21 protein-coding genes and 4 tRNA genes are annotated in these 25,851 nt (G+C 62.5%); 15 read left to right on the top strand and 10 right to left on the bottom strand.

All coding sequences use genetic code 11. The features are described from left to right. Positions 1–14: 14 nt before the first annotated feature. Together C5N93_RS18085 and C5N93_RS18080 are read right to left on the bottom strand one after the other, a co-directional pair. Complete coding sequence (locus C5N93_RS18085) at positions 15–1,934, bottom strand: MFS transporter (RefSeq protein WP_242560358.1); 1,920 nt, start codon at positions 1,932–1,934, stop codon at positions 15–17. Beyond that, positions 1,931–2,386 carry a CBS domain-containing protein gene (locus tag C5N93_RS18080; protein WP_069344393.1) on the bottom strand — a complete coding sequence of 152 codons (456 nt, stop codon included), beginning with the start codon at positions 2,384–2,386 and terminating at the stop codon, positions 1,931–1,933. The genes C5N93_RS18085 and C5N93_RS18080 overlap by 4 nt, the downstream gene beginning before the upstream one ends. 441 nt (positions 2,387–2,827) lie before the next feature. Here C5N93_RS18080 and C5N93_RS18075 point away from each other — a divergent pair, with 441 nt between their 5' ends. The 3 genes from C5N93_RS18075 to C5N93_RS18065 are packed head-to-tail and all read left to right on the top strand — an operon-like array spanning position 2,828 to position 5,327. Next, entirely contained in the window at positions 2,828–4,144 is a 1,317-nt protein-coding gene (locus C5N93_RS18075; protein ID WP_242560357.1) for an O-acetylhomoserine aminocarboxypropyltransferase, read from the top strand. Continuing rightward, positions 4,141–4,956, top strand: coding sequence for an alpha/beta hydrolase (locus C5N93_RS18070; protein WP_242560356.1), 816 nt, complete (start codon positions 4,141–4,143; stop codon positions 4,954–4,956). Before C5N93_RS18075 ends, C5N93_RS18070 begins: the two co-directional genes overlap by 4 nt. A gap of 38 nt (positions 4,957–4,994) precedes the next feature. Continuing rightward, the gene (locus C5N93_RS18065; protein WP_069344390.1) at positions 4,995–5,327 is read left to right on the top strand and encodes an Mpo1-like protein; all 333 of its coding nucleotides are present in this window, start codon (positions 4,995–4,997) and stop codon (positions 5,325–5,327) included. 42 nt (positions 5,328–5,369) lie between these two features. Here C5N93_RS18065 and C5N93_RS18060 read toward each other — a convergent pair whose 3' ends face one another. Next, positions 5,370–6,677 (bottom strand): YihY family inner membrane protein, encoded by a 1,308-nt coding sequence (locus C5N93_RS18060; RefSeq protein ID WP_242560355.1) that lies wholly within the window; start codon positions 6,675–6,677, stop codon positions 5,370–5,372. A gap of 228 nt (positions 6,678–6,905) precedes the next feature. On the opposite strand from C5N93_RS18060, the gene wrbA reads away from it, so the two are divergent. The 11 genes from wrbA to gudD all read left to right on the top strand — a co-directional run bounded on the left by wrbA (position 6,906) and on the right by gudD (position 19,554). Further along, positions 6,906–7,493: an NAD(P)H:quinone oxidoreductase gene (gene wrbA, locus C5N93_RS18055; RefSeq protein WP_069344408.1), complete on the top strand. Its 588-nt coding sequence runs from the start codon at positions 6,906–6,908 to the stop codon at positions 7,491–7,493. Between the two features lie 212 nt (positions 7,494–7,705). After that, complete coding sequence (locus C5N93_RS18050; RefSeq protein ID WP_242560354.1) at positions 7,706–8,143, top strand: DUF2069 domain-containing protein; 438 nt, start codon at positions 7,706–7,708, stop codon at positions 8,141–8,143. A 164-nt stretch (positions 8,144–8,307) separates the two neighbouring features. Further along, positions 8,308–9,729, top strand: a complete 1,422-nt coding sequence (locus tag C5N93_RS18045) for an FAD-binding oxidoreductase (protein WP_242560353.1) — start codon at positions 8,308–8,310, stop codon at positions 9,727–9,729. A 685-nt stretch (positions 9,730–10,414) separates the two neighbouring features. Next, positions 10,415–10,804, top strand: a complete 390-nt coding sequence (locus C5N93_RS18040) for a hypothetical protein (RefSeq protein WP_242560352.1) — start codon at positions 10,415–10,417, stop codon at positions 10,802–10,804. Between the two features lie 227 nt (positions 10,805–11,031). Further along, a complete protein-coding gene (locus C5N93_RS18035) occupies positions 11,032–11,496 on the top strand; it encodes a MerR family transcriptional regulator (protein ID WP_242560449.1) in 465 nt (154 codons plus the stop codon). Positions 11,497–11,632: 136 nt separating this feature from the next. Beyond that, positions 11,633–13,147, top strand: coding sequence for an MFS transporter (locus tag C5N93_RS18030; RefSeq protein WP_242560448.1), 1,515 nt, complete (start codon positions 11,633–11,635; stop codon positions 13,145–13,147). 86 nt (positions 13,148–13,233) lie between these two features. Then, complete coding sequence (locus C5N93_RS18025; protein WP_242560351.1) at positions 13,234–14,085, top strand: M90 family metallopeptidase; 852 nt, start codon at positions 13,234–13,236, stop codon at positions 14,083–14,085. A 150-nt stretch (positions 14,086–14,235) separates the two neighbouring features. Beyond that, on the top strand, positions 14,236–14,502 hold the full coding sequence (locus tag C5N93_RS18020) for a type B 50S ribosomal protein L31 (RefSeq protein WP_069344703.1): 267 nt from the start codon (positions 14,236–14,238) through the stop codon (positions 14,500–14,502). A 306-nt stretch (positions 14,503–14,808) separates the two neighbouring features. Beyond that, positions 14,809–16,539, top strand: a complete 1,731-nt coding sequence (locus C5N93_RS18015; RefSeq protein ID WP_150723292.1) for a glycosyltransferase family 39 protein — start codon at positions 14,809–14,811, stop codon at positions 16,537–16,539. A 28-nt stretch (positions 16,540–16,567) separates the two neighbouring features. Continuing rightward, positions 16,568–17,920 carry an MATE family efflux transporter gene (locus C5N93_RS18010; protein ID WP_242560350.1) on the top strand — a complete coding sequence of 451 codons (1,353 nt, stop codon included), beginning with the start codon at positions 16,568–16,570 and terminating at the stop codon, positions 17,918–17,920. 305 nt (positions 17,921–18,225) lie between these two features. Beyond that, positions 18,226–19,554 carry a glucarate dehydratase gene (gene gudD, locus C5N93_RS18005; protein ID WP_242560349.1) on the top strand — a complete coding sequence of 443 codons (1,329 nt, stop codon included), beginning with the start codon at positions 18,226–18,228 and terminating at the stop codon, positions 19,552–19,554. 272 nt (positions 19,555–19,826) lie between these two features. Here gudD and C5N93_RS18000 read toward each other — a convergent pair. From C5N93_RS18000 to C5N93_RS17970, 7 genes are all read right to left on the bottom strand, one after another. After that, positions 19,827–19,903 (bottom strand) — tRNA-Asp (locus C5N93_RS18000). A gap of 99 nt (positions 19,904–20,002) precedes the next feature. Then, a tRNA-Asp gene (locus tag C5N93_RS17995) sits at positions 20,003–20,079 on the bottom strand. A 98-nt stretch (positions 20,080–20,177) separates the two neighbouring features. Continuing rightward, positions 20,178–20,253: transfer RNA gene (locus tag C5N93_RS17990), tRNA-Glu, on the bottom strand. Between the two features lie 170 nt (positions 20,254–20,423). Next, positions 20,424–20,499 (bottom strand) — tRNA-Ala (locus C5N93_RS17985). Positions 20,500–20,683: 184 nt separating this feature from the next. Beyond that, complete coding sequence (gene pnp / locus C5N93_RS17980; protein WP_242560348.1) at positions 20,684–22,840, bottom strand: polyribonucleotide nucleotidyltransferase; 2,157 nt, start codon at positions 22,838–22,840, stop codon at positions 20,684–20,686. 368 nt (positions 22,841–23,208) lie between these two features. Beyond that, positions 23,209–23,478, bottom strand: a complete 270-nt coding sequence (gene rpsO, locus C5N93_RS17975) for a 30S ribosomal protein S15 (protein WP_039397648.1) — start codon at positions 23,476–23,478, stop codon at positions 23,209–23,211. 289 nt (positions 23,479–23,767) lie between these two features. Then, positions 23,768–25,042 (bottom strand): branched-chain amino acid ABC transporter substrate-binding protein, encoded by a 1,275-nt coding sequence (locus C5N93_RS17970; RefSeq protein ID WP_242560347.1) that lies wholly within the window; start codon positions 25,040–25,042, stop codon positions 23,768–23,770. Between the two features lie 177 nt (positions 25,043–25,219). On the opposite strand from C5N93_RS17970, the gene C5N93_RS17965 reads away from it, so the two are divergent. After that, a complete protein-coding gene (locus C5N93_RS17965) occupies positions 25,220–25,834 on the top strand; it encodes a hypothetical protein (protein WP_242560346.1) in 615 nt (204 codons plus the stop codon). Positions 25,835–25,851: the final 17 nt, after the last annotated feature.

Below are 25,851 nucleotides of genomic sequence, written 5' to 3'. Positions count from 1 at the left end.
ACGGAAAGACTCTATTATACCGGCCAGGGGCCGCGCAGCTTGAGCACCTTGTCGCGCAACGACTCCGGCGTGGCCTGGGCCGGCGCGACCGGTTCACCGATCACCAGCTCCAGTCGATTCAGAATGCCGCGTTTGAACGGACGCGTCATCGCCGCCCCGCCGTGCCGCGAGAAGAAACTGCCCCAGAGCCCGCGCAATGCCATCGGCACGACCGGCACCGGCGAGCGCTCGATAATGCGTTGCACGCCTTGCCGGAAAACCTGCAGATCCCCCGACGCAGTCAGCTTGCCCTCGGGGAAGATGCAAACGACCTCGCCCGCCTCAAGCGCCTTGGCAATGTGTTCATAGGCCCGCTCGAGTCCGGCCGCATCTTCATGGGCTGGCGCAATCGGAATTGCGCCAACGGTCCGGAAGAACCACGAGAGCACAGGGATGCGAAAAATCCGTTGATCCATCACGAAACGCACGGGACGCCGGATCGACGCGCCAATGACGACCGCGTCGGCGAAGCTCACGTGATTGCACACGAGCACGCAGGGCCCCTCATCGGGAATCTGGTCGGCCCCTTTGACATCGATGCGGTAGATCGTGTGAAGCATCAGCCACATGACAAACCGAATCAGGAATTCCGGCAACAGCGTGTACAGATAGACGGCGACCAATGCGTTGAGGATCCCCGTCACCAGATACAACTGATCGATCGTGAACCCGGCCTTGGTGAGCGCCATCGCCATGAGCGCGGACACGACCATGAACAGTGCGTTGAGAATATTGTTGGCCGCGATGATGCGCGCCCGATGCGACGGTTTGCTGCGACTCTGGATCAGCGCATACAACGGCACGCTGTAAAAGCCACCGAACATCGCCAGCAAGAACAGATCCGCCAGCACACGCCAGTGAGCAGGCCGCGAAATGAACTCGCCGACCGTCAACAGCGACGTCCCTGCGGCACCGCCACGGCTTGCGAAATACAGATCGACGGCAAAGACCGTCATGCCGATCGAGCCGAACGGCACCAGCCCGATTTCCACCTTCCCGCCGGAGAGGCGTTCGCACAACAGCGAGCCCACGCCAATGCCCAAGGAGAACATGGCAAGGAGCAACGTGACGACGTCGGGACTCGCGCCGAGGACGTCGCGCGCGAAATTGAAGAACGAGGCGAGGAACGTTGCACCGAGAAACCAGAGCCAGGAAATACCGAGCAGGCTCTGAAATACCGCGCGGTCCTCACGCGCAATACGCAGATTCCGCCACGTCTCGGTCAACGGGTTCCAGTTGATGCGCAGATCCGGTTGTGCGGCCGGCGTTTGCGGCACCCACGTCGATACGACGCGCCCCACCACGGCGACACCGATGCACACGCCCGCGATCCAGGGCAGCGCGCCTGCCCCTGCGCCCGCCATCTCTCCCCCGATGATCGTGCCCAGAAGAATCGCCACGAACGTGCCCATTTCGACAAGTCCGTTCCCTCCGACCAGTTCATGGTTGGCGAGATGCTGAGGCAAATAGGCGTATTTCACCGGTCCAAACAGGGTCGAATGCAGCCCCATCAGGAAGGTGCAGGTATAGAGAAGCGGCGCGCTCGTCCAGACGAAACCCGCTGCCCCCACGACCATGATGGCGATTTCCAGCGTCTTGACGAATCGAATCAGACGCGCCTTGTCCCACTTGTCGGCAATCTGTCCGCTGGTCGCCGAAAACAGCAGGAACGGCGCAATGAAGATCGCCGAAATCAGGAACGCCGCCGTCTTGCCGTCGACGTCCTGAAACAGCGATGCGTGGTAGGTGACGAGCGACGTGAACGCGATTTTGAACACGTTGTCGTTCATCGCGCCCAGAAACTGCGTCCAGAAGAACGGCGCGAACCGACGCTCTCTCAGCAGTCGTGATTGGTGGCCGTCGCCGCGAGCCTCGCGCTGACTGGCCTCACTCACTTTGCGTTTTCCGCTTCCTCGGCAGGCCAGTCGCGAATGTAGGCCTTAAGCATGCGGTTCTCGAAGGATTGCTCCTCGACGACCGCACGCGCCACGTCGTAGAACGAAATCACGCCCATGAGCGTGCGGTTCTCCATGACGGGCAAATAACGGGCGTGACGCTCGAGCATCATGCGGCGCACTTCGTTCACGTCGGTCTCGGGGGTGCACGTGAGCGGATGGTCATCCATGATCTTGCGAATCGTGGAGCCACCGACCGTGCCGCCGTTCTTGCTGATCGTGTTGATGATTTCGCGGAACGTGAGCATGCCCACAAGATCGCCGAACTCCATGACGACCAGCGAACCGATGTCGTGCTCCGCCATCGTGTCGACGGCATCGGCCAGCGACGTTTCCGGGGTCACGGTGAAAAGGGTGTTGCCCTTTACTTTCAGAATGTCAGACACACGCATGGCACACACTCCTCATTGTGTTGCTCGGGCAATTCGCGGTACCTCGCGGCAATTCGCGCCGATGTGCGACGAAGCACCCTCGCCGGACTTCGGCTTGCGAGACGGATGACCGACGCGTACGCCCGTTGTCTCCGCGTCAAATAGGGATTGAAACCTGTTCGATGGATGCTATCGGAAAGCGTCCGAAAAGGAAAGGCGAAAGACGCTCGCACGACCGCTCCGCGCGGGTTTTCGGGCGATTCCACCCCCGTGATAAGACAACACCTTACCCCCGACATCGGACAACACCGCAATTTCCCTGATGGGCCAGATAAAGGCTGCCGGAGCGCACGAAGGTGGTGCTAGCATTGCCGTATACGTAAAGCCTGCATCACGAGTCAGCCCGGTCAGCGCTCATCACTCAAGCGCCCACTTCACGCCATCAGCGAGGCCCTCTCCGACATGTCAGTTCCGCACTTCGACACGCTTGCCCTGCACGCCGGGGCCGCTCCCGATCCCGCCACCGGCGCACGCGCCACGCCGATTTACCAGACCACGTCGTTCGTTTTCTCCGATGCCGACCAGGCTGCCGCCCTGTTCAATATGGAGCGCGCCGGACATGTGTACTCGCGCATATCCAACCCGACCAATGCCGTATTCGAAGAGCGTATGGCCGCCCTGGAAAACGGCGTCGGGGCCATCGCGACAGCCAGCGGTCAGGCCGCATTGCATCTGGCCATCGCCACGCTGATGGGGGCGGGCTCGCACATCGTCGCGTCAAGTGCGCTCTATGGCGGCTCACATAATCTGCTGCACTACACGCTGCGCCGTTTCGGCATCGAAACGACCTTCGTTCGCCCCGGCGATCTGGACGCATGGCGCGCCGCGGTCCGGCCGGAAACGCGTCTTTTCTTCGGCGAAACGCTCGGCAACCCGGGGCTCGATGTGCTCAATATCGCGCAAGTCGCCGGGATTGCGCACGACGCCGGTGTGCCGCTGCTTGTCGACAGCACGTTCACTACGCCGTGGCTCATCCAGCCGTTCGCACATGGGGCGGACTTCGTCTATCACTCGGCGACCAAGTTTCTGGGCGGACATGGCACGACCATCGGGGGTGTGCTGATCGACGGCGGAACCTTCGATTTCGAAAAGAGCGGCAAATTTCCCGAGCTGACCGAACCGTACGACGGTTTCCATGGCATGGTCTTCGCTGAGGAAAGCTCCGTTGCCCCCTTCCTGCTGCGCGCCCGTCGTGAAGGATTGCGCGACTTTGGCGCGTGCCTGCATCCGCAAGCGGCATGGCAACTGCTGCAAGGTGTCGAGACGTTGCCGCTGCGCATGGCGCGACATGTCGACAACGCACGCCGTGTGGTGGAATTTCTGGCGGGTCACGAAGCGGTGGCCAGTGTGGCCTACCCCGAGTTGCCATCGCACCCGGACTACGCGCTGGCCAAGCGACTGCTGCCTCGCGGCGCCGGCGCGGTCTTCAGCTTCAACCTGAACGGCGATCGTGAAGCCGGCAAGCGGTTCATCGAGTCGTTGCAACTGTTCTCCCATCTGGCAAATGTGGGAGATGCCCGCTCGCTGGTCATCCACCCGGCGTCCACGACACACTTCCGCATGGACGCTGCCGCTCTCGCCGCCGCGGGGATCGGCGAAGGCACGGTGCGTCTGTCCATTGGACTCGAAGACCCCGACGACCTGATCCAGGACCTCAAGCGCGGCCTGAAAGCAGCCGTCAAATCGTCCACGACGTCCACGAAGGGGCAAGGCCGATGAACTTCGAAATCGCAGGCAACAACCTTTATGCCTATACAGCAGGCAAGGCGATGAACCCCGCGCAGCCCACGGTCGTCTTTCTGCATGGCGCGCAACACGATCACAGTGTCTGGGGCTTGCAAAGCCGGTACCTCGCGCATCACGGCATGAACGTACTCGCCCTCGATCTGCCCGGACATCATCGAAGCACCGGGGCGCCCCTCGAAACCATTGGCGAGATGGCGGACCGCGTGGTCGACGTACTGAATGCCGCCGGCATCGAGCGGGCCGTCTGGGTCGGTCACAGCATGGGATCGCTGATCGCGCTGGATGCAGCGGCGCGACACCCCGAACGCGTCTCGCGCATCGCGCTCGTCGGCACGGCGTATCCAATGAAGGTCTCCGACACGCTACTCACGGCCGCCGCAGAACGCGAGCCCGAGGCCATCGCACTCGTCAACGCGTGGTCCCATAGCACGCTCGCGGCCAAACCCTCGGCGCCGGGCCCGGGATTCTGGACGTGGGGCGGCAATCAGCGATTGATGGAGCGCGTGGCGCAGCGCAATCCGGCGAAGGTGTTCCTGACGGATTTCATCGCCTGTAATTCGTACGATCTGGGTACGGAGGGGATCGCAAACATCCAATGTCCGGTGCTTGCCGTGTTAGGGCAGCGTGACCAGATGACACCGCCGCGCGCGGCACAGGCGTTGCTCGACGCCTTGCGCAACGCGGGCGCACCGGTGACGGTGGAGATCGTCAACGCGGGGCACGCGATCATGACGGAGCAACCGGACGCCTTGCTCGATGCCCTCAAGCGATTCGTGCGAGACTGAGCGCGTCACCTTCGCCATTCAGGACAAGGAGGCTTGCCATGACCGAGGAACAAAAGCCCGCACCGTCGGCGCAAACCTTTGACCGGTTTGCAGACTTTTACCCGTTTTATCTCGGTGAGCACCGCAACGCCACCTGCCGTCGTCTGCACTTCGTCGGCTCGTGGGGTGTTATCGCCTTACTGGTGACATTCGCCGTAACAGGCAATGCCTGGTGGCTGCTCGCGGCGGTGGTATGCGGTTACGCGTTCGCATGGGTCGGTCACTTCTTCTTCGAAAAAAACCGCCCAGCCACCTTCCGCCATCCGATCTACAGCCTGATGGGCGACTGGGTCATGTTTCGCGATATCTGCGTGGGCCGCATCAAACTCTAGCGCGCAGACGGATGGGCCTCGCGTTCGCGATCCGAGCGTGCCTTATCTGCCGCGACCTGCCGCGACGCCTTCGCCGTCATCGATGATGTCGCGATCGTCATCGGCATCGCTGGCCGAGGGATCGCGCGGCAAGGCGTCGGCCAGCGGCACGTCCCACTTGCCTTCGCGCAGGATGTCGGCCACATGGGCGCCATCGAGCGCGTGACGCTCCATCTGCCGCGCCAGTTCGTCGACGTTGAGCGCCAGTTGGGCCACCAGCGGGGAAAGCGTAGTCGTGCGTGGATTGGCTAACAGCAGCCATCGCTCGGCGGGAGGCTGCATGGTGAGACGCCCGACCCACCCCATGCGCTCGAGCCGACAAAGCAGGTCGTTGGCGTGCTCCAGACTCGTGCGCATGGTGCGCGCCAGTTGCTGTGTCGTGAACCCGCCGCCGCCGGTTTCACGGTCCTGATTGAGCAGATGGATGAGCGTGAGGCCATCGAGCAGATCGCTGCCCGGGAAGCGCGGATACTGGAAATGTCCGAGCCGCAACGCCGGTAATACGGACGTGATCGTCGCACCCAGCAGTGCCACCAACCACGACAGGTAAATCCACAGCAGAAAAATCGGCACCGCTGCAAATGCCCCGTAGACCGCGGTGTAGGTCGGGAATTGACGGATGTACATGCCGAAACCGCGCTTGGTCAGATCGAATGCCAGCGCCGCCACCACACCGCCGACCAGCGCATCGCGCCAGTCCACCTTGCAGTTCGGCATGTAGACGTACATCAGCATGAACGCCACGCTCGTGAGCGCCAGCGGAATCAGGCTCAGCATTGACGCCACCGCAGGCGGCAGTGTGCTCACCAGCGACATCGACTGGCTGAAGACGTACGAACTGATCGACAGACTCACGCCGAACAGCAGCGGCCCGAGCGTGAGGAGGCTCCAGTAGATGAGCAGACGTTGCGCCAGCGGACGCGGACGCGGCACACGCCAGATCACGTTGAATGCCGATTCGATCGTCATCAATGTCAACACGGCCGTGACCAGCAAACCGATCAGGCCGAATGCCGTCAGGCTTTTTGCCTTCGACGCGAACTGATTGAGATAGTTGAAGATCTGCGCGTTGACGCTCTCCGGCATCAGATGTTCGAGCAGGAAGCCCTGCAAGGCGTCGCGAAACGAATTGAAAATCGGGAAGGCCGTGAACAGCGCGAACGTCACGGCGAACAGCGGGACGATCGACAGGATCGAAGTAAACGTCAGACTGCCTGCGACTTGCGGAATCCGGTCGTCCTGCGCCCGCGCAAGCGCGTACGTCAACAGTTGGCGAGCGTTATTCCAGTTGATGCGGGACAGTTTGAGCAAATCGGGCTCCGTAGTGAATGCCGGCGCGTGTCGCCACGCTCAAGGGAACGTGGGAACGCGGGAACGCGGGAGAGTCATGCGTCGAATGCACGTCAACGATGCGCTTACGCACGCCGCCATACCGTAACGCCATGAGGAACGCCCTATAATACCCGCACTTTTCGCGGGCTTTTCAGTCCGAACCCAATGTTTTGGCCGGTTCACCACCGACTCGACCGCTTCGATTTCATGACCGAAATTCTCGTCCTGTACTACAGCCGTCATGGCACGACCGCACAACTCGCACAATGCATTGCGGCGGGTATCGACAGCGTGCCCGGCGCGCAGGCACGGGTGCGCACCGTTCCCGCCGTGTCGACGGTATGCGAAGCCAGCGCACCGGACATTCCCGATAGCGGCCCGCCTTATGTGGAACTGCGCGATCTCGAAGAGTGCGCCGGTCTGGCGCTGGGCTCGCCGACACGCTTCGGCAACATGGCCGCCGCGCTGAAATATTTCCTCGACGGCACCACACCGCAGTGGCTCTCGGGTGCGCTCGCCGGCAAGCCTGCGTGCGTCTTCACGTCGAGCGCCAGCCTGCATGGCGGTCAGGAAAGTACGCTGCTGTCGATGATGATCCCGCTCCTGCACCATGGCATGTTGCTCATGGGCCTCCCCTACACGGAGCCTGCGCTGTCCAGCACGCGCACCGGCGGCTCGCCTTACGGCGCGACACACTTCGCGCACGACGGCAATCCGCTCTCGGCCGACGAACGTCAATTGGCGTCGGCCCTCGGCGCGCGACTCGCACGTGCGGCCAGCAAGCTGGCAGAATAAACGTTTGCTACGCGTGAACGGCGGCGGCGCCGATTTGCCGATGTCCCCCCCCTGTCGGGCGACGGATCGAAGATTGGCGTTAGCGGCCGGCGTTATAGGGTGGCGGTAAAGGACGGCGAGCGAACAAGCGTCGCCCACGACACCCGGCCGGCCCGGTCACCCCGCGTCATCACGCCTCACTCCGCAGTATTCAAGGCCCACGAGACAAGCCCATGACTGCTACACCGCCCGATCTGCCGCACGACGTTACCCGTCAGGACGTGCCCCCACACGCCTCGGCGAACCGCGCGCACTGGCTGCGACGCGTGAGCATCGCGAGTTTGCTGGCATTGATTGCGTTGTCGGTGGCGTGGGAGTTATGGCTCGCGCCGCTGCGTCCTGGCGGCTCGTGGCTGGTGCTCAAGGCATTGCTTCTGTTGTTGCCGCTACGCGGTGTGCTGCGCGGCAATCTGTACACGCTTCAATGGTCGAGCATGTTCATCCTGCTGTTTCTTGCGGAAGGCGTAGTACGCGGGATGTCCGATACCGGCGCATCCGCCTCACTGGCCTGGATCGAGACGGCGCTCTCGCTCGTCTTCTTTTTCGCCACGGTCTTTTACCTGCGCCCCTACAAGCGCGCGGCGAAAGCACGTGCGGCAGCCGCCCGTTAGCCGTCGCCCGCTATCGTTTCAGACCGCACTCACCGATCAGCCGTCACGCCTCTCACGTCTCCCACGTCTCTCACGCTGCTCATGTCCGCGCCGTCAGCTTCGCCCGCCTCGCCTGAATCAACAGCGGGCTGCGCGATCTCAGGCCAGGCAAGGTCCCCACTGCCATGAACCACGCCGAATTCCTCACCGCCTGCCGCGACCTGCTGGGACGTGACCATGTCCTGGAAGCGGCCACCGACACCAGCGCCTACCTCACGGATCAACGCAAGCGCTATGTCGGCAATGCCCTCGCCGTGCTGCGCCCGGCTGACGCAGCACAGACCGCCGCACTGGTGCGTCTATGCGTTGCGCACGGTGTACCGATGGTGCCCCAAGGCGGCAATACAGGCCTTGCGGGAGGCGCGACACCCGACGCGAGCGGACGCCAGGTCGTCATCAACCTGCGTCGCCTGGATCGCATCCGGCAAGTCGACGCCGATAACATGACCCTGACCGCCGAGGCCGGCTGCCTGCTCGCCAACGTGCAGGCAGCAGCAGCCGCCGTCGAACGACTCTTTCCGCTGAGCCTCGCGGCGGAAGGCAGTTGTACCATCGGCGGCAATCTCGCCACGAATGCGGGCGGCACCGCCGTGCTGCGTTACGGCAATGCGCGCGACTTGTGTCTCGGGCTCGAGGTCGTGACGCCACAAGGCGAACTTTGGGACGGACTGCGCGGTCTGCGCAAGGACAATACCGGTTACGACCTGCGCGATCTCTTCATCGGCGCGGAAGGCACGCTCGGCCTCATTACCGCCGCGACGCTCAAGCTCTTCGCGCAACCGGCGGCCCGCATGACTGCGCTCGCCGCACTCGACAGCCCCGCTGACGCCCTCGCGCTACTCAACCTCGCCCAACGCATGGCAGGGCCGTTGCTCACGGGCTTCGAGCTGATGTCGGACTTTTGCCTGAAGCTCGTCGCGACGGTGTTCGAACAGCAGCGATATCCGTTCTCGCAACCGTATGCCCAAGCTGTCCTGCTGGAGCTTTCCGACAACGAGAGCGAAACGCACGCCCGCGACCTGCTCGAGCGAGTGCTGAACGACGCCATCGAACAAGGGATCGTGCGCGACGCCGTCGTCGCGAGCAGCCTCGCCCAGTCCAGCGCGCTCTGGCATTTGCGCGAGAGCATTCCGCTCGCGCAATCGGCCACCGGCCTCAACATCAAGCACGATATCGCGGTGCCTGTCTCGCAAGTGCCAGCGTTCATCGCGGCCACCGACCCTATCGTACAGCGCATCGCGCCCGGCGCTCGCATGGTGACGTTCGGTCATCTCGGCGACGGCAATCTGCATTACAACGTCATGGCGCCCGAAGGCGTCGATCCTGCCGCGTTTCTCAAGCGGTATCAGGCACCCGTGACCTCCGCCGTGCACGACAGCGCGCATGCGCATCGCGGCACCATCAGCGCGGAACATGGACTCGGTCAGTTCAAGCGCGAGGCGGCGGCCGCTTACAAATCGCCGGTAGAGCTTTCGCTGATGCGCGCGATCAAGACCGCCCTCGATCCGCTCGGCCTGATGAATCCTGGCAAGGTGCTGCCCGACTGAGTGGGCAAGCGGACACGCGTATTCGGGCCAATCAGGCTCGACCCCAGCCTCGACGCATCGCACCAGGTGATTCGCATTAAGAAATCGCCAAAATTTGAAGAAATGTCGTCAATTTCGCGACAAAAAGCCGCGAAATGCCGCCACTTTCTTTACATGGGTGCACCGAACCCCTAGAATGGCATCTTTCCAATGACGACGGAGTTTTCCGTGGGCAGTTGCTCTAGTAGCACGCAAGCGTCGGCAATGACCGGCGACGCGTTGGCCCGGTAACCCGCAGTCGTCCTCGACTGCCGCTGCCGGTCCCAATGCCGCAGCGGTAGTGCATCGATCGCACCGAGTTCCGATGACGCCAGCGTCATCCGCGTCTTTCGGCAGCGATCTCTCGATCTCGCAATCACGCGACTCGTTTTCCCGCATCTACCCCGCAGTTCAGCGTTTGTTTGACGGATGGGGACACCTCGTCCGGCACAAGGCACGCTCCAGGCGCTATTGCGCGTCCGACATCTCACCGTCGCTCGCATTCAGCACCGAAAGCCTGCCGACGCTTGCGTCGAATTCATGTATTGCATGGCGTCTCGTACGCTCCCGTCCCGGTTGACACCGGACGAGGCCATCACGAGTCCGATGCGACACATCGCCAAGCCCCGGCATCCGCCGTCTCAGGCCCTTGATTCAGGAGGACACCATGACGCTGCAAATGCTTATCCCCTCGCTGCTCGACCGCGCTCGCGCCCGGCTGGCGCCCAACGCCGCAGCCTCGACGCCAACCGTAGCCCAGGCCAGCGACGCACACCTGCCTCATTCGCCGCAGTACCGGCTGGTCGTCCTGACGCTGACATCGAAGGCCGACGCCATCGACGCGACCGTCCGCGACGCACTGCGCACTCAGCGCATTGCGCCGGAAATGGCGACCCGCACGGACCGCTCGGGCGGTTACCTGCTCGAACTCGATTACGTGCTGCGGTGCGAGCGCAACCGTCGCGCAGCGCTCGTACACCTCGTCTCGACGCTCGGCGACACCGCTGGCGTGCGCGCGATCCGCTGGGAAACGGCGCCAAATCTCTCGGCACGCTGACCCAGTCCTTCCCTCGATCCGTCGGCCCGCCACATTTCGACGCTCCCGCGTCGTGGTGTGGCGGGCCGATTGTCCTTCAAGATCACCGACATACCCAAACCTGTACGTTTACGTACAGGTTGTGCTAATATTCGTGCCATCATTCGATCGGAGGCACGTTCATGCCCGCAGATACCTCATCCCCAGCCGCCTCGCTCGACGTCGACACCTCGTTCGATGACACGTCAATGCTGAGCGTCGGTCAGGCGGCCGCTGCGCTCGGCGTCACGGCCCGCACGCTGAAGTACTACGAAGAGCTGAATCTCGTCGTTCCGGCCCGCAGCGGCGGACGTTACCGGATGTACACGCAAGCCGATCTGGCCACGTTCGACCGCATTTTGCGCATGCGCTCGCTAGGCTTCTCGATTGCCGCCATCACGGAAATGCTCAAGCGCCCGCGCCGGATGGTCGAAGCCGGCAAGTCGCGCATGAACGAGGAAGACCTCCAGGTGGTGCGCGAGGCGTTGACGTCCCAACTCGACACCCTCCGGGAACGCACTGCGCAGGTTCGACGCGAGTTGCGCGAAGCGGAAAAACTCGAAGCCCAGATCGAGCACGACCTCCAGTACATCGAGCAGCGGCTTCGCGGCGTGCCTGCCGACGAGTTGCTGGCCGAACGCGCCGCGAAAGCGCGCCAGCCGTCGTCTCGCTGATCCTTCGCTTCCGCGCCAACCTTCGCCCGCCATGACACGCACCGCAGCGCCCTCCGATACCGCACCATCGCCGCCGACGACGCCTCCGCGCCCGCCGGCGTCCGGGGGTGTAGGCGGCGCCGGCCCCTTGCGGCCGATGCGGGTGGAGGCCTATCGCTATGCCCTTGGCCTGATTCCCGGTCTCGAGTTCTTCGAAAACGCACTGCTCGTCTACTTCGCCGTCTATGTGTCGGGCGGCGTGGACGCCTCGCCGAAAGAGTTCGTCTGGATGACGACGGCCTACGGCATCGCCTCGGTGCTCGCCATCCTCAAACAACAATGGTTCGTCGAGCGCATCGGTTACCGTCGCTATCTGACGGCATCGCTACTGCTCTATGCCTGCGGCGCCATCCTCGCGGGCACCAGCGAGAGCGTGACGCAGCTCGTGATTGCCCGGGCGTTTCAGGGCTTTTGCGCAGGTAGCTGGATGAGTTCGTGCCGCATTCTGGCGCAGGTTAGCGTGCCGGCGGAGCGCCGCGGCAAGACGGTGCAGACGTTCGCATTGCTGCTGTTCACCGGGTCGGCCGCCGCACCACTCATCGGTGGCTTGCTGGTGTCCGAATACACCTGGCGCACCCTCTTCCTGTGCACGGCGCCGCCCGCGGTGCTGCTCGCCGGGCTCGCCTGGTTCGCCGTGCCGGACGTCGGCCGTCTGCGCGATCGCCTCTCGGGCGGCAGCTACCCGTTCGCGCCATTCATGGCATTCGCCCTTGCAATGGGCGCGTTTCAGGTCGTGCTTCAGGAAATGCGTTACACGCTCTGGCTGCAAACGCCGGCGCTGCCCTTGCTGACCGTCGTCGGTGTCGGTGCGCTGGTCTGGTTCGGCTACCACCAATGGCAGCACCCCGCGCCGTTCATCCGCCTGCAATCGCTGCGTCGACGCGAGTTTCAAGTCGGCCTGGTCCTGTACGCGGCTTACTACTATCTGGCAAACACCCAGAGCTATCTGATGCCTCGCCTGCTGGAGCAGGGCCTTGGCTTCACCGTCGAGCGCACCGGACAACTGCTGGGTTATTCGGCATTGCTCACGGTGATCCTGCTGATCGCCTACTTCCGTGTCGCGAAGTTCATTACGAACAAGAAGCTGCTGATCGTGAGCGGCTTCCTGATGACGATCGGCACCAGCGTCTGGCTTGGCGCCATGCCGCCCGACGCCGGCCAGTCGCAGCTCTACGGCGTGCTCGCCCTCAAGGCTGTTTTCGGCATTTTCACCGTGCTGCCGGTGGCAAACCTGACGTTTCGCACGTTCGATCACGAAAGCTTCGTACACGGCTACCGGCTGAAGAACATTCTTCGCCAGTTGTCCGGCTCGTTCGCCGTCTCGACGATCGTGGCCTTCGAGCAGCATCGCGAAGCGCTGCATCGCACCCGGCTCACGGAGGTCGCCAATCCATACAACCCGATCTTCACGCAGACGCTGGACACCCTCGCCAATGCGCTCACTCACGCAGGCGTTGCCGCATCGCAGGCGCACGGCGCCGCGCTTGCGCAAATCGCCCAGATGATCCAGCGGCAAGCCGCGTTTCTCTCGTTCATCGACGGCTTTCACTTCATCGCCATCGTGGCGCTGTGTGGCGCAATTTTTGCGGCAATCCAGAAGCAGCTAAATTAGAATCGTCAGCGTCATTTGCCTTTGCGCCGCAGGCGCATTGGTACCGCACGAACCCTCGCCGCAGCGCCACGCCGGCCACGCACGCCATGCTCAAGACTCTGTTCGCCAGCCTCGGACTCTCCCGCAAAGCCACAGCGATCGACGACAACGTCTGGCACGAAGTTGTCGGCGCATTGCCATTCCTTTCCCGACGCACCTCGGCAGACCTCGAAAAGCTCCGCACACTGGCCACCGACTTTCTGGCCAGCAAGCACTTCTCCACCGCGCACGACCTGCCGCTGACCGACGCCATGTGCGTCTCCGTCGCCGCACAGGCGTGCCTGCCGATTCTCCATCTGCCCCCGGCGTTGTATCGCGGATGGACCGGCATCGTGCTCTACCCGGGCGAGTTTCTGATCCGCAAGACGGTGCAGGATGAGGCCGGCGTCGTGCATGACGTCGAACAGGAGGCCAGCGGCGAAGCGTGGGAGGGCGGACCTGTCGTGCTGTCGTGGCAAGACGTTCAGGCGAGCGACGTGCTCGCCTACAACGTCGTGATCCATGAGTTCGTCCACAAGATCGACATGGAGGGTGGCGAGGCCGACGGCGTGCCGCCGATGCTGCGCCGCCTTCACGGCGACCTGACGCCGGAAGTGTGGTGCAACGTCTTCGACCCGGCCTACGAGGAGTTCTGTCACCACGTGGCGAATGTCCCGGACGCCGACTGGGATGCCTTCGCGTCGACCTCACTGCTCGATCCCTATGCGACGGAACACGAGTCGGAATTCTTCGCGGTATGCGCCGAAGCGTTCTTCGTGGCCCCGGAGGCCTTCCGGCACGAATATCCGGCCCTGTACGCGCTGTTTTCGCGCTATTTCCGGCAAGATCCCGCCGCGCCAGTCGGCGCGCTGCCGGACGCCACGCCGCCCGTGACGCCCGGGTCTGCCGCAACCCCATGAAAACTTTGCGAAAATTGTGGTTTTCGTGGCATAATGCGCGTTTTCCAAATCCGGAAAGTGGTCGACGCGTATTCCGTCACAAGACGGCAATTGCGTTAGCGAGTCAGGTGACTCGCGCAGGCTGGCTACCGACTTAACTCAAGGCCCATCATGAAAGAAGGCATTCACCCGAATTACCGCGAAGTCGTGTTCAAGGACATGACCCCGGGCATCGACTTCCAGTTCATCTGCCGCTCGACGGTTCAGTCGAAGGAAAGCATCGAAATCGACGGCAAGACCTACCCGCTCGTGAAGCTGGATACGTCGTCGGCATCGCACAACTTCTACACCGGCGAAACCCGCATCATGGACGCGGAAGGTCGTGTGGACAAGTTCCGCAAGAAGTTCGGCAACCGCGCCGGCGGCAAGGCTGCCTAAGTTTTACAGGCAGATCGCCGCACAACGCGATGCGGGGCCCGGCAGACGATGGCGGGCCAGTGCATCAGGGGCAATACCCCGGCGTTGCGGAAAGTGTTGGAAAGGGGCAGCTCAGGCTGCCCTTTTTTCTTGGTTCTGTTCTGCGCCATTTCATCGGTTACTGTCATACTGTCGGCTTTTCCGGGCGCCCCGGGCCTTCCTCCAGGTTGGCACCACGCGTTGCCGCAGGTTTGACCCCCGGGTCATTTCCGGCCATCCCCTCCGCTTTCCCGATCCGGCCGCTCTGCCGGTCCTGCCGTATTGCCTATGAAACGAGTTCGCATCACTGCCTCCGCCACCAGCGCGCTGCCGCGTTCGCTGCTGATCGCCATTTGCGTCATCTATGTGCTGGCGGGGTTGTTTGGTCGCGACCCGTGGAAAAACGAAGACGCTGCCGGCTTCGGCATCATGTGGACGATGGCCCATGGTCATTTGTCCGACTGGCTGCTGCCGAACATCGCAGGCAAACCCATTTACGATAACGGCCCGCTTGTCTCGTGGCTCGGTGCGCTCGCCATTCGCGCTTTCTCATGGCTCGACGCGCCCGACGCCGCCCGCATCGTCACAGGCCTCTGCTTCTACATCACCTGCACGTTCATCTGGTACGGCACCTATCTGCTCGGTCGCCGCCCGGAAGTGCAACCGTTCAAATACGCTTTCGGTGGCGAACCCGAGCCGCGCGACTACGGCCGCACGCTTGCCGACGGCGCGCTGCTGATTCTGCTGGCCTGTTTCGGTCTGGCCGAACGCGGTCATGAAACCACGGCAACGGTCGGACAGCTCACGCTCATCTCGATGGCCATCTACGGTCTGGTGCGCAGTCTGGACAAGCCGCGCCAGGGCGCCGTGTGGTTCGGCTTCGCGCTCGGCGGCATGGCGCTCGCGTCTTCACCGCTGATGACGCTCTCGCTGTGGATCGCCGGCATCGTCGCCGCCGTGGTGTGCCGCGCTCTGCCCCTGCGCATGCTGTTGCTGGTGTCCACCCCCATCACGTTGCTCCTCGCCTGCACCTGGCCGCTCGCCGCGCTCAAGTTCGCAGACGGTGCACGTCGCTGGCTCGGCGAATGGGCCGACATCGGCGTAGACACCTTCAGCGGACCGACACTCAGCTCGCTGAGCTATATCGTCAAGAACCTCGCACTGTTCGCGTGGCCAGCATGGCCGCTGGCGGCGTGGTCACTGTATTCCTGGCGCGGTATGCGACGCGCGCCGCATATCGCCATCTCGCTCGTCTTCGCTATCACGCTGCTTGTGCTGATCGTGCTGCAAGCGCATCAGGGCAACCAGCTCTTCATGCTGGTGCTGCCCGCACTGTCCATCATCGCGGCATTCGGTTTGCCCACGCTCAAGCGCGGCACGGTCAACGCCATCGACTGGTTCGCCGTACTCTCGTTCACCGTGCTGGCGGGCTTCGTATGGATCGTCTGGCTCGCAGGCATTACCGGCTTCCCGGCCTCGACGGCACGTAATCTGCGACGCCTTGTGCCCGGCTTTGCCCCGGAATTCAGCTGGATCACGCTCATCAGCGCCCTGCTCGTCACGGGTGCCTGGGTGACGCTCGTGGCATGGCGCGTGTCGCGCAGCCCGAAGGTGCTGTGGCGCAGCGTGGTGCTGTCGTCCGGCGGCACGACCCTGATGTGGGTGCTGCTCATGACGCTCTGGCTGCCGGTCGTGAACTACGGGCGCACGTATCGCGACGTGGCCGCGCAGATCTCGGCACACCTGCCCGCCGATTACACCTGCATCCGTACCGCAAGAGTGGGCGACGCACAGCTCGCGTCGTTCGCGTACTTCGGCAACATGCGCTTCGGTTCGGCAGACGACGATTGCGACGTGCTGCTGCGTCAGGATTCACAGGATTACAGCGAACCGCTGTCGCTCGCGCCGTACGAATGGCGCCAACTCTGGGAAGGCCGCCGCGCGGCCGACCGCGACGAGCGCTTCCGTCTCTACGTGCTCCAGGAACGTCCGTGGCGGCGCGCCGCGCGCCCGCGCTGATCGCTCGCCACCGTCACCGACCCTCACCATGTGGCACGACATCAAACGCATTGCCACACTCGCGTGGCCGGTTCTGATTGGTCAATTGGCCGTCATCGCCTTCGGGGTGATGGATACCGCCATGGTCGGACGCGCATCCGCGTTCGATCTGGCATCGCTGGCCCTCGGCGGCTCGATCTACATCACGGTCTACGTGGGCCTGATGGGCATTCTCGTCGCGCTCTCCCCCATCGCCGCACAGCTTTACGGCGCGGGTGAGCGCACCGCGATCGGCGAAGAGGTGCGTCAGACGTTCTGGCTCGCGCTATTCCTCGCGATTCCGGGGTTCCTGGTGCTGTCGCATCCACAGTTCATCCTGCGTCTCTCGCAAGCGACACCCGAACTCGAAGCCCGCGCAAGTGCGTATCTACACATCCTCGCGTACGGCCTGCCTGCCGCCATGCTGTTTCGTGTGTATTCGTCGCTGTCGACGGCCGTCGCGCAGCCACGCATCGTCATGGTCATTCAGGTGACAGGGCTGGCCCTCAAGGTGCCGCTGAACCTCGCCCTGATTTACGGCGTCGAGCGGTTCGGCATTCCGGCACTGGGCAGCACCGGCTGCGCCATCGCCACCACCGCCATCAACTGGGTGTCGTGCGGGCTGGGACTTACGCTCATGGCGCGCCACCCGAAGCTGCGCGAGTTCGGCGTCTTCGCGAAGTTCTGCTGGCCGCAATGGCAGGCAATCCGCGCGCTGCTGAAGCTCGGCGTGCCGATGGGGCTGAGCTACCTGATCGAAGTGACGGCGTACTCGTTCATGGCGATCTTCATCGCCCGCCTGGGAGACGTCACCCTCGCCGGCCACCAGATCGCCGCGAACCTCGGCGCACTCATGTACATGCTGCCGATGTCGATCGGCATCGCGACGGCAACACTCACCGCCCAAGCCATCGGCTCGCGTGACTTCAAAGCTGCGCAGTTGGTGGGACGCCGGGGCGTCGAGCTCGCAGGGACTTTGGGGCTGGTGATGGCTGCGCTGATGTGGCTGTGCCGACCATTGGTTCTCGCCGCCTATACCGCCGATCCGCTGGTCGCCGCCGTCACCACGCCGCTGCTCGCCATCGTCGCCGTTTATCACATCTTCGATGCGCTTCAGGTCAACGCTGTCTTCGTGCTTCGCGCATGGAAGGTGGCGGTCGTGCCGACGGTCATCTATGCCGTGTCCTTGTGGGGCGTCGGCCTGGGCGGCGGTTATGTCCTGGGTTTCGACGTCGGCGGTGTCTCCCCCGCCTGGCTGCACGGTGCAACGGGCTTCTGGGCGGCCAACAGTGCCAGCGTTGCGGTCGCCGCCGTCGGGCTGCTGATGTACCTGCGATGGGTCGTTCACGCGAAGGCACGTTGAGTATTGAGCGACGCGCACACGCCGGACGGTACTTGCAACGTAGTATCCGCCCCTCCTCGTCTTCGATTGTTGTACGACAACAATCGCAAAGCGATATGCCAGCCCCCCTCTAGTCCGGCTGGCATCAGACACCTACACGGCCAAATCCCTTAACTCACAACGCCTTCATGACGACGTGGTCATCGCGAAACGGGTATACCCGAAAAGGCAACGCACTGAACTTTTCATAGAATGTTGTCTGACGACATACAACAAAATGTATGTCTGACACTTCGTTCCCTTTGGTCTGATCAACGTTCCCTGCCATGAGCCGAACCCCCATCGTCACCGAATTGCGCGTTGTTCCCGTCGCCGGCCGCGACAGCATGCTGCTGAATCTGAGCGGTGCGCACGGCCCCTTCTTCACGCGCAACCTCGTCATCCTCCAGGACAGCGCCGGACACACCGGCGTTGGCGAAGTGCCCGGCGGAGAATCGATTCGCAAGACGCTGGAAGACGCACGCCCCTACGTCGTCGGACAATCGGTCGCGAACATTCAGGCAATCCTCGGTCAGACCCGTCGCGTGTTCGCCGACCGCGATGCCGGCGGACGCGGCCTGCAAACCTTCGATCTGCGCACCACGATCCACGCCGTGACCGCGCTCGAGGCCGCCTTGCTTGATCTGCTCGGTCAACACCTCGAAGTCCCGGTCGCCGCACTGCTTGGCGAGGGGCAGCAGCGCAGCGAAGTCGCGATGCTTGGCTACCTCTTCTTCATTGGAGACCGACAGGCGACCGATCTCGCTTACGCAGATAACCAAGGCGCCAGTGACGATTGGGAGCGCGTTCGTACCGAAGTCGCCATGACACCCGACGCGGTCGTTCGTCTGGCGGAAGCCGCCCACGCGCGATATGGCTTTCAGGACTTCAAGCTCAAGGGCGGCGTACTCGATGGCGATGCCGAGATCGAGGCCGTCACCGCGCTCGCCAAACGCTTCCCGCAAGCTCGGGTCACACTGGACCCGAACGGCGCATGGTCGCTCGCAGAAGCGGTGCGCCTGTGCCGCGACCAGCATGATGTGCTCGCGTATGCCGAAGATCCCTGCGGCGCAGAAAACGGATACTCGGGACGCGAAGTCATGGCCGAATTCCGTCGCGCGACGGGCCTGCCGACGGCCACCAACATGATCGCGACGGACTGGCGTCAGATGGGTCACGCGATTCAGCTTCAGTCGGTCGACATCCCGCTGGCAGACCCGCATTTCTGGACGATGCAGGGTTCGGTGCGCGTCGCCCAGATGTGCCATGAATGGGGACTGACATGGGGCTCGCACTCGAACAATCATTTCGACGTTTCGCTCGCGATGTTCACTCACGTCGCCGCGGCGGCGCCCGGCAAGATCACTGCGATCGACACACACTGGATCTGGCAGGATGGCCAGTACCTCACGCGCAATCCCCTTCGCATCGTCGACGGCAACGTTCAGGTGCCGACGACGCCGGGGCTGGGTGTCACGCTGGACATGGAGGCCGTTGAAGCGGCTCACGCGCTTTATCTGGAACATGGTCTGGGTGCGCGCGATGACAGCGTCGCCATGCAATACCTGATCCCCGACTGGAAATTCGATCCGAAGCGCCCCTGCCTCGTGCGGTGATCGAGGCACGGCATGTTGAATTCAGGGCGAGTTGGCGCAAAAAACCAGCCGCCCTGTCAGCAGGAAGTCGCAATGCGCGCGATCTACGAATTTTTCATAGATTGCGCGAAAAATCCGCAGGCCACCTTGAGATCGAATCACTGAGGGAAAAATCGATATTGAAGCGCCCGAATAGCCCCGTTGCAGGACATCGATAAAGCGGCGCAACAAACCAACATATCTGCGACAGACATAAAAAAAACCCAGGCGGTTAAGCCTGGGCTTTCTTCGTTTGGCGGAGCGGACGGGGCTCGAACCCGCGACCCCCGGCGTGACAGGCCGGTATTCTAACCAACTGAACTACCGCTCCAAACTTGCTACAGCATCGTGATGTCACTCACTTTGCTTTCCTGCTTGTTGTCCGGCATTGCTGCGTTTTCACGCGCATATCACCGAACTTCGTAGGTTTTGGCGGAGCGGACGGGGCTCGAACCCGCGACCCCCGGCGTGACAGGCCGGTATTCTAACCAACTGAACTACCGCTCCAAAACCGACAAAAAAACCCGCCTAACTTTCAGCGGGCTTTACGCCACTAACTGCTTGGCATTTTCAAACTGATACCGACTCGCTACCGGCACCAATTCTGGCGTCCCCTAGGGGATTCGAACCCCTGTACTCACCGTGAAAGGGTGATGTCCTAGGCCTCTAGACGAAGGGGACAAAATCGTCAAAACTTTGTCTGTTTCGCTAACTGCTTACTGCATTTCGCGAAGAACGCTATTCTAAACAACATTTCTTCGCTTGTGAAGCTTTATTTTCAAGTTTTTTGCATCGTTTTTGCAAGAATCTTGCTGTTTCGACGCAGCCTGAAAATCAAGCTTCTGAATCCGTGGTGGAGGTAAGCGGGATCGAACCGCTGACCTCTTGCATGCCATGCAAGCGCTCTCCCAGCTGAGCTATACCCCCCGAACAGAGAAATGAGATTCTAATGACAAACCCATTTCCTGTAAATACCCTTCCCGCATTTTTTCCGCATTATTTTGCGAATCCGTGCGAAAGATGAAAAAACGGCGACTCGTTCGAGTCGCCGTTTCGCTTTCGGCAGTGGCGGTGCAGCTACGCACCGCCCTGCGTCATGCCGATACCCTGCTTACTGGGCGTCGCCTTCACGCTTGACGAGCAGCGGACCACCTTGCTTCTCTTCATCGGTCAGCGCCTTGTGCGACAGACGCAGACGACCCTTGTCGTCCTGCTGGATCACCTTCACGCGCACGGCCTGACCTTCCTTGACGTACTCGTTGATGTCCTTGATACGCTCGTTGGCGATTTCCGAGATGTGCAGCAGACCGTCCTTACCCGGCAGCACCGAGACGATCGCGCCGAACTCGAGCAGCTTGAGCACGGTGCCGTCGTAGACCTGACCCACTTCGACTTCCACGGTGATCAGTTCGATACGACGCTTGGCTTCGGCAATGCCTTCGGCGCTCGGGCTGGCGATGGTGACCACACCATCGTCCGAAATGTCGATGCTCGTGCCCGTCTCTTCCGTCAGCGCGCGAATCACCGAACCACCCTTGCCGATCACGTCGCGGATCTTTTCCGGATTGATCTTGATGGTGACCATGCGCGGTGCGAATTCCGACAGCTCGGTACGAACGCCCGACTGCGCTTCCGTCATCTTGGCGAGGATGTGCAGGCGGCCTTCCTTGGCTTGCGCCAGCGCGACCTGCATGATTTCCTTCGTGATGCCCTGGATCTTGATGTCCATCTGCAGTGCAGTCACGCCATTCGACGTACCCGCCACCTTGAAGTCCATGTCGCCCAGGTGATCTTCGTCGCCGAGAATATCGGTCAGCACGGCAAACTTGTTGCCGTCGAGGATCAGGCCCATCGCGATACCGGCGACCGGCGAGGTCATCGGCACACCGGCGTCCATCATGGCGAGGCTACCGCCGCAGACCGAAGCCATCGACGACGAACCGTTCGATTCGGTGATTTCCGACACGACACGCACGGTGTAGCCGAAATCGTCGGCGCCCGGCAGGCAAGCCACCAGTGCGCGCTTGGCCAGACGGCCGTGACCGATTTCGCGACGCTTGGGCGAGCCCACGCGACCCGTTTCACCCGTCGAAAACGGCGGGAAGTTGTAGTGCAGCATGAAGCGATCACGGTACTCGCCTTGCAGCGCGTCGATGATCTGCTCGTCGCTCTTGGTACCCAGCGTGGCAACCACGAGGGCCTGCGTCTCACCACGCGTGAACAGGGCCGAACCGTGAGCACGCGGCAGTACGCCGGTGCGGATCGTGATCGGACGCACGGTACGCGTGTCGCGGCCGTCGATACGCGGCTCGCCAGCCAGGATCTGGCTACGCACGATCTTGGCTTCCAGATCGAACAGGATGTTGCCGACTTCGATGTCGTCCGGCGCAGCTTCGCCCTTGGCGGCAGCGGCTTCGCCCAGCTTGGCGATGACGTCCGTGCTCACGGTACGCAGTTGTTGCGTACGCGCTTGCTTTTCACGCGTTTGATAAGCGGTGCGCAGCGAGCCTTCGGCCAGCTCGCTCACTTGTGCGATCAGCGCATCGTTCTTGGCGGCCGGCGCCCAGTCCCACTCCGGCTTGCCGCCGTCACGCACGAGATCGTGAATGGCGTTGATGGCCGTTTGCATTTGCTCATGGCCGAACACCACGGCGCCGAGCATCACGTCTTCCGGCAGCTCTTGCGCTTCCGATTCCACCATCAGCACGGCTTGTTCCGTGCCGGCGACGACCAGGTCGAGCTTCGACTTGGCGATCTGCTCACGCGACGGGTTCAGCACGTACTGGCTGTCGACGTAGGCAACGCGTGCGGCGCCGACCGGACCGTTGAACGGCAGACCCGAGATGGCGAGCGCGGCCGATGCGCCGATCAGGGCCGGAATGTCAGCCGGCACTTCCGGGTTCAGCGAGACGACCTGCACCACGACCTGGACTTCGTTGTAGAAGCCTTCCGGGAACAGCGGGCGAATCGGACGGTCGATCAGGCGCGACGTCAGCGTTTCGTTTTCCGACGGACGGCCTTCACGCTTGAAGAAGCCACCCGGGATCTTGCCGGCGGCGTAAGTCTTTTCCAGATAGTCGACGGTCAGCGGGAAGAAATCCTGGCCAGCCTTGGCCTTCTTCGCGCCCACGACCGTGGCGAGCACGACGGTATCGTCCATGTCGACGAGCACGGCGCCGGATGCCTGGCGAGCAATCTCACCGGTCTCCATACGAACCGTGTTTTGTCCCCATTGGAAAGACTTGACGACTTTATTGAACATTTGCACTCCTATATCGAATCGCGCGAATGCAGCAGCGGCGCGATATCGCTGCCGGGGTGATCCCGACGTCTTACAGGGGGGAGTGTTATGCCATTCCAGCGTAGTCCGGTGCTCAGTGCGACCGCTTGCGCTGAGACGACCCTGGAATGACACAAGCCCTGCTTGCCGACGAGGCCCCATAAACTGGGTAATACCGGACAATCAGACGGGCATTTCGCGAGCGTTTGCGTGACCGTTATCGTCACCGAAGCCCGCGACAATCACCGGATCGATAGCCCCCAAACCTGCGCTCAGGACATCGATCGGGCGCCGCCCAAAAACAAAATGCCTGCATCAGCACGCTGATACAGGCATCTTGTCGTAATCGTAATCGCTTACTTACGCAGGCCCAGCTTCTCGATCAGGGCGCGGTAGCGGTCTGCATCCTTGCCCTTGAGGTAGTCGAGCAGCTTACGGCGACGGCTCACCATGCGCAGCAGACCGCGGCGGCTGTGGTGATCCTTCATGTGTGCCTTGAAGTGCGGGGTCAGTTCGTTGATGCGCGTGGTCAGCAGCGCAACCTGAACTTCGGGGGAGCCGGTGTCATTGGCGGCGCGGGCGAATTGCGCCACGACGTCCGACTTCTTGATATCTGCGTTCGACATTTTCTTTCCTTTGGATACACGCGGTCACGGAAGAATGGCCGTGCCGTGAACTTACAAAAACATGTACGTTGCCGTACATAAACAAAACTGCAAGTGCGCGATTATACGGGAACTGGCTTTACGACGCCACTTTTTTCCACGCTGTGCCGCAGCAGACGGGGCGCAAGGCGCTATCAGGGCCTTGCAATCCGGGAAACCCCAAGAACAATCCTTAAAAAATCCCCCGGATTATCCCGAAATTCACGACAAATCGACGGTTTGCCGCTTAACCGGGAGGCCACGCCCCCGATCAGCGCTGACGCGCCATCCGGCAGGTACTCGGCAGCGCCACCTTGTTCGCGGGCAGTTCCATGACGGTCCGGAAACCATAGCCCGAGCCTTCGTTGTCGAATTTCACCCCCGGTTCGCCCGCACGACGCATCACCGACACGTACAGCGGTTCGATCATCTGGTGGTCGTTCGCTCGCATCCACGCATCGGCCGGCGCCTCGCGGACCCGGCGATTCTCGAGCGCGCGCGCCACCGTCGTCACGTCGGTCGTGCCCGCCTGCTCCAGCGCGGCGGCAATCATGTCGATCATCACGCTCATGCGCAGCAACGGATAGTCGTCGCGCGCATCCGGATAACGTGCCCGGAACGCCTTGTAATACGCGTCAGACGCCTCGCCACCCACATTCGGATGCCATTCGGCGACGGCGTACACCCGCCCTACGCCCGCATCGCCCAGCGCCGCCGGCGCCCCCAGCGCATTGCCGTAGAACGTGTAGAACTTGAGCTCCATCCCCTGCTCGCGCGCCGCCTTCACGAGCAACGTCAGATCGTTGCCCCAGCTTCCGGTGACGACCGTATCGGCCCCTGACGCCCGGATACGCGCCAGATATGGCGTGAAATCCTTCACTCTGCCGACCGGGCTGAACTGCTCGCCCACGATCTGCACATCGGGACGCTTCGACCCGATCATCTGACGCGCCAGCCCGGCGACCTGACGCCCGAAGCTGTAGTCCTGATTGAGCAGATAGATCTTCTGAATGCTGTCGTCGACCTTGATGGCTTCGGTGAGCGCCTGCATGCGCATGGCGGCATTGGCGTCGAACGCGAAATGCCAGAAGCTGCACTGCTCGTTGGTCAGCGCGGTGTCCACGGCCGAGTAGTTGAAGAACAGCATTCGCTGCCCCGGCTCACGCGCGTTGCGTTTGTTAATGGCATCGATCAGCGCCGACGCTACCGCCGAACTGTTGCCCTGGAGCACAAACGGAATGCCAAGGTCACCCGCCGCCTTGAGCTGGACGAGGCTGTCCTCGACCGCCCCTTTGCTGTCGAATACCGTCAGTTCCAGCGGATGGGCGCCGTCGCGCAACTTCACGCCACCCCGCGCATTCACGCGATCGATGGCGAACCGCAGATTACGCTCGACCATCGCCCCGGCGTTACCGAACGGCCCGCTCATCCCTTCGATGAGCGCAAGGCGAATCGGCGGCGCCGCATGCGCCACGCTGGCAGCGGCCAGCAGGCCGAAAGTGCAAACCACGGCACAGATACGCGAAAGCAAGACTTGAGATTTCATCGAGGCCTCTAGGACTGTCCCGGCGCGAATCATAACTGCCACGCCTGCCCCGGGCAAGCCGAGCGCCCCCACGATAAGGAACAGGGGCGTTATCCTAGCCAAATACAGCCAGTGCCCGGTTCCCGCACCACCATCGCACTGCTTTTTGGGCCATTCCCTACGACCACGAGGGCCACCATGACGTATCGTACTCACACCCGCTTTGTTCCTTCGAAAGCGTCGACTATCGACCCTTCCGGCACGGCACGCCCCCACCGGAACCGGCGCACCGGGGCGAGCGCCCCCGTGCGCTGGCTGAGCGCGGGTGCGCTGGCGCTCTCGCTCACCGCGGGCCTGACCGGGTGCTATACACCCGCCTGGCAAACGCTGACGCCGATGGCATCGCAAGCCGATGTGCAGGCGCAGCTCGGCAAGCCGAAGGAGGTCTACGCGCTGGCGCCGGGCATCACGCGCTGGCTGTATCCGACGAAGCCGTTCGGTGAAGAAACGATCGCCGCCGACTTCGACGCACAGGGCCGTCTGCTGGGCACGGCCCAGGTGCTTTCGACGACCGAGTTCAACAAGGTCGAAGTCGGCAAGTGGACGAAAACGGATGTCCTGCATCACTTCGGCGAGCCTGTCGAGACATCGGCATTCCCGCTGATGAAACGCGAAGTCTGGACGTACCGGTTCAAGCAGGACGACGTGTGGTTTTCGATGATGAACTTCTACTTCGATCCGGACGGCATCGTCCAGACCACGCAAATCAGCCCGGATCCGCTGCACGAGAAACGGGAGAACAACATGTTCTGAGCACAGGAGAGCGCCCT

The organism is Pandoraea sp. LA3, from assembly GCF_022696215.1.
Lineage (GTDB): Bacteria > Pseudomonadota > Gammaproteobacteria > Burkholderiales > Burkholderiaceae > Pandoraea > Pandoraea capi.
The sequence above is the reverse complement of the archived record's forward strand: the minus strand, read 5'-3'. Positions and strand labels throughout refer to the sequence as shown.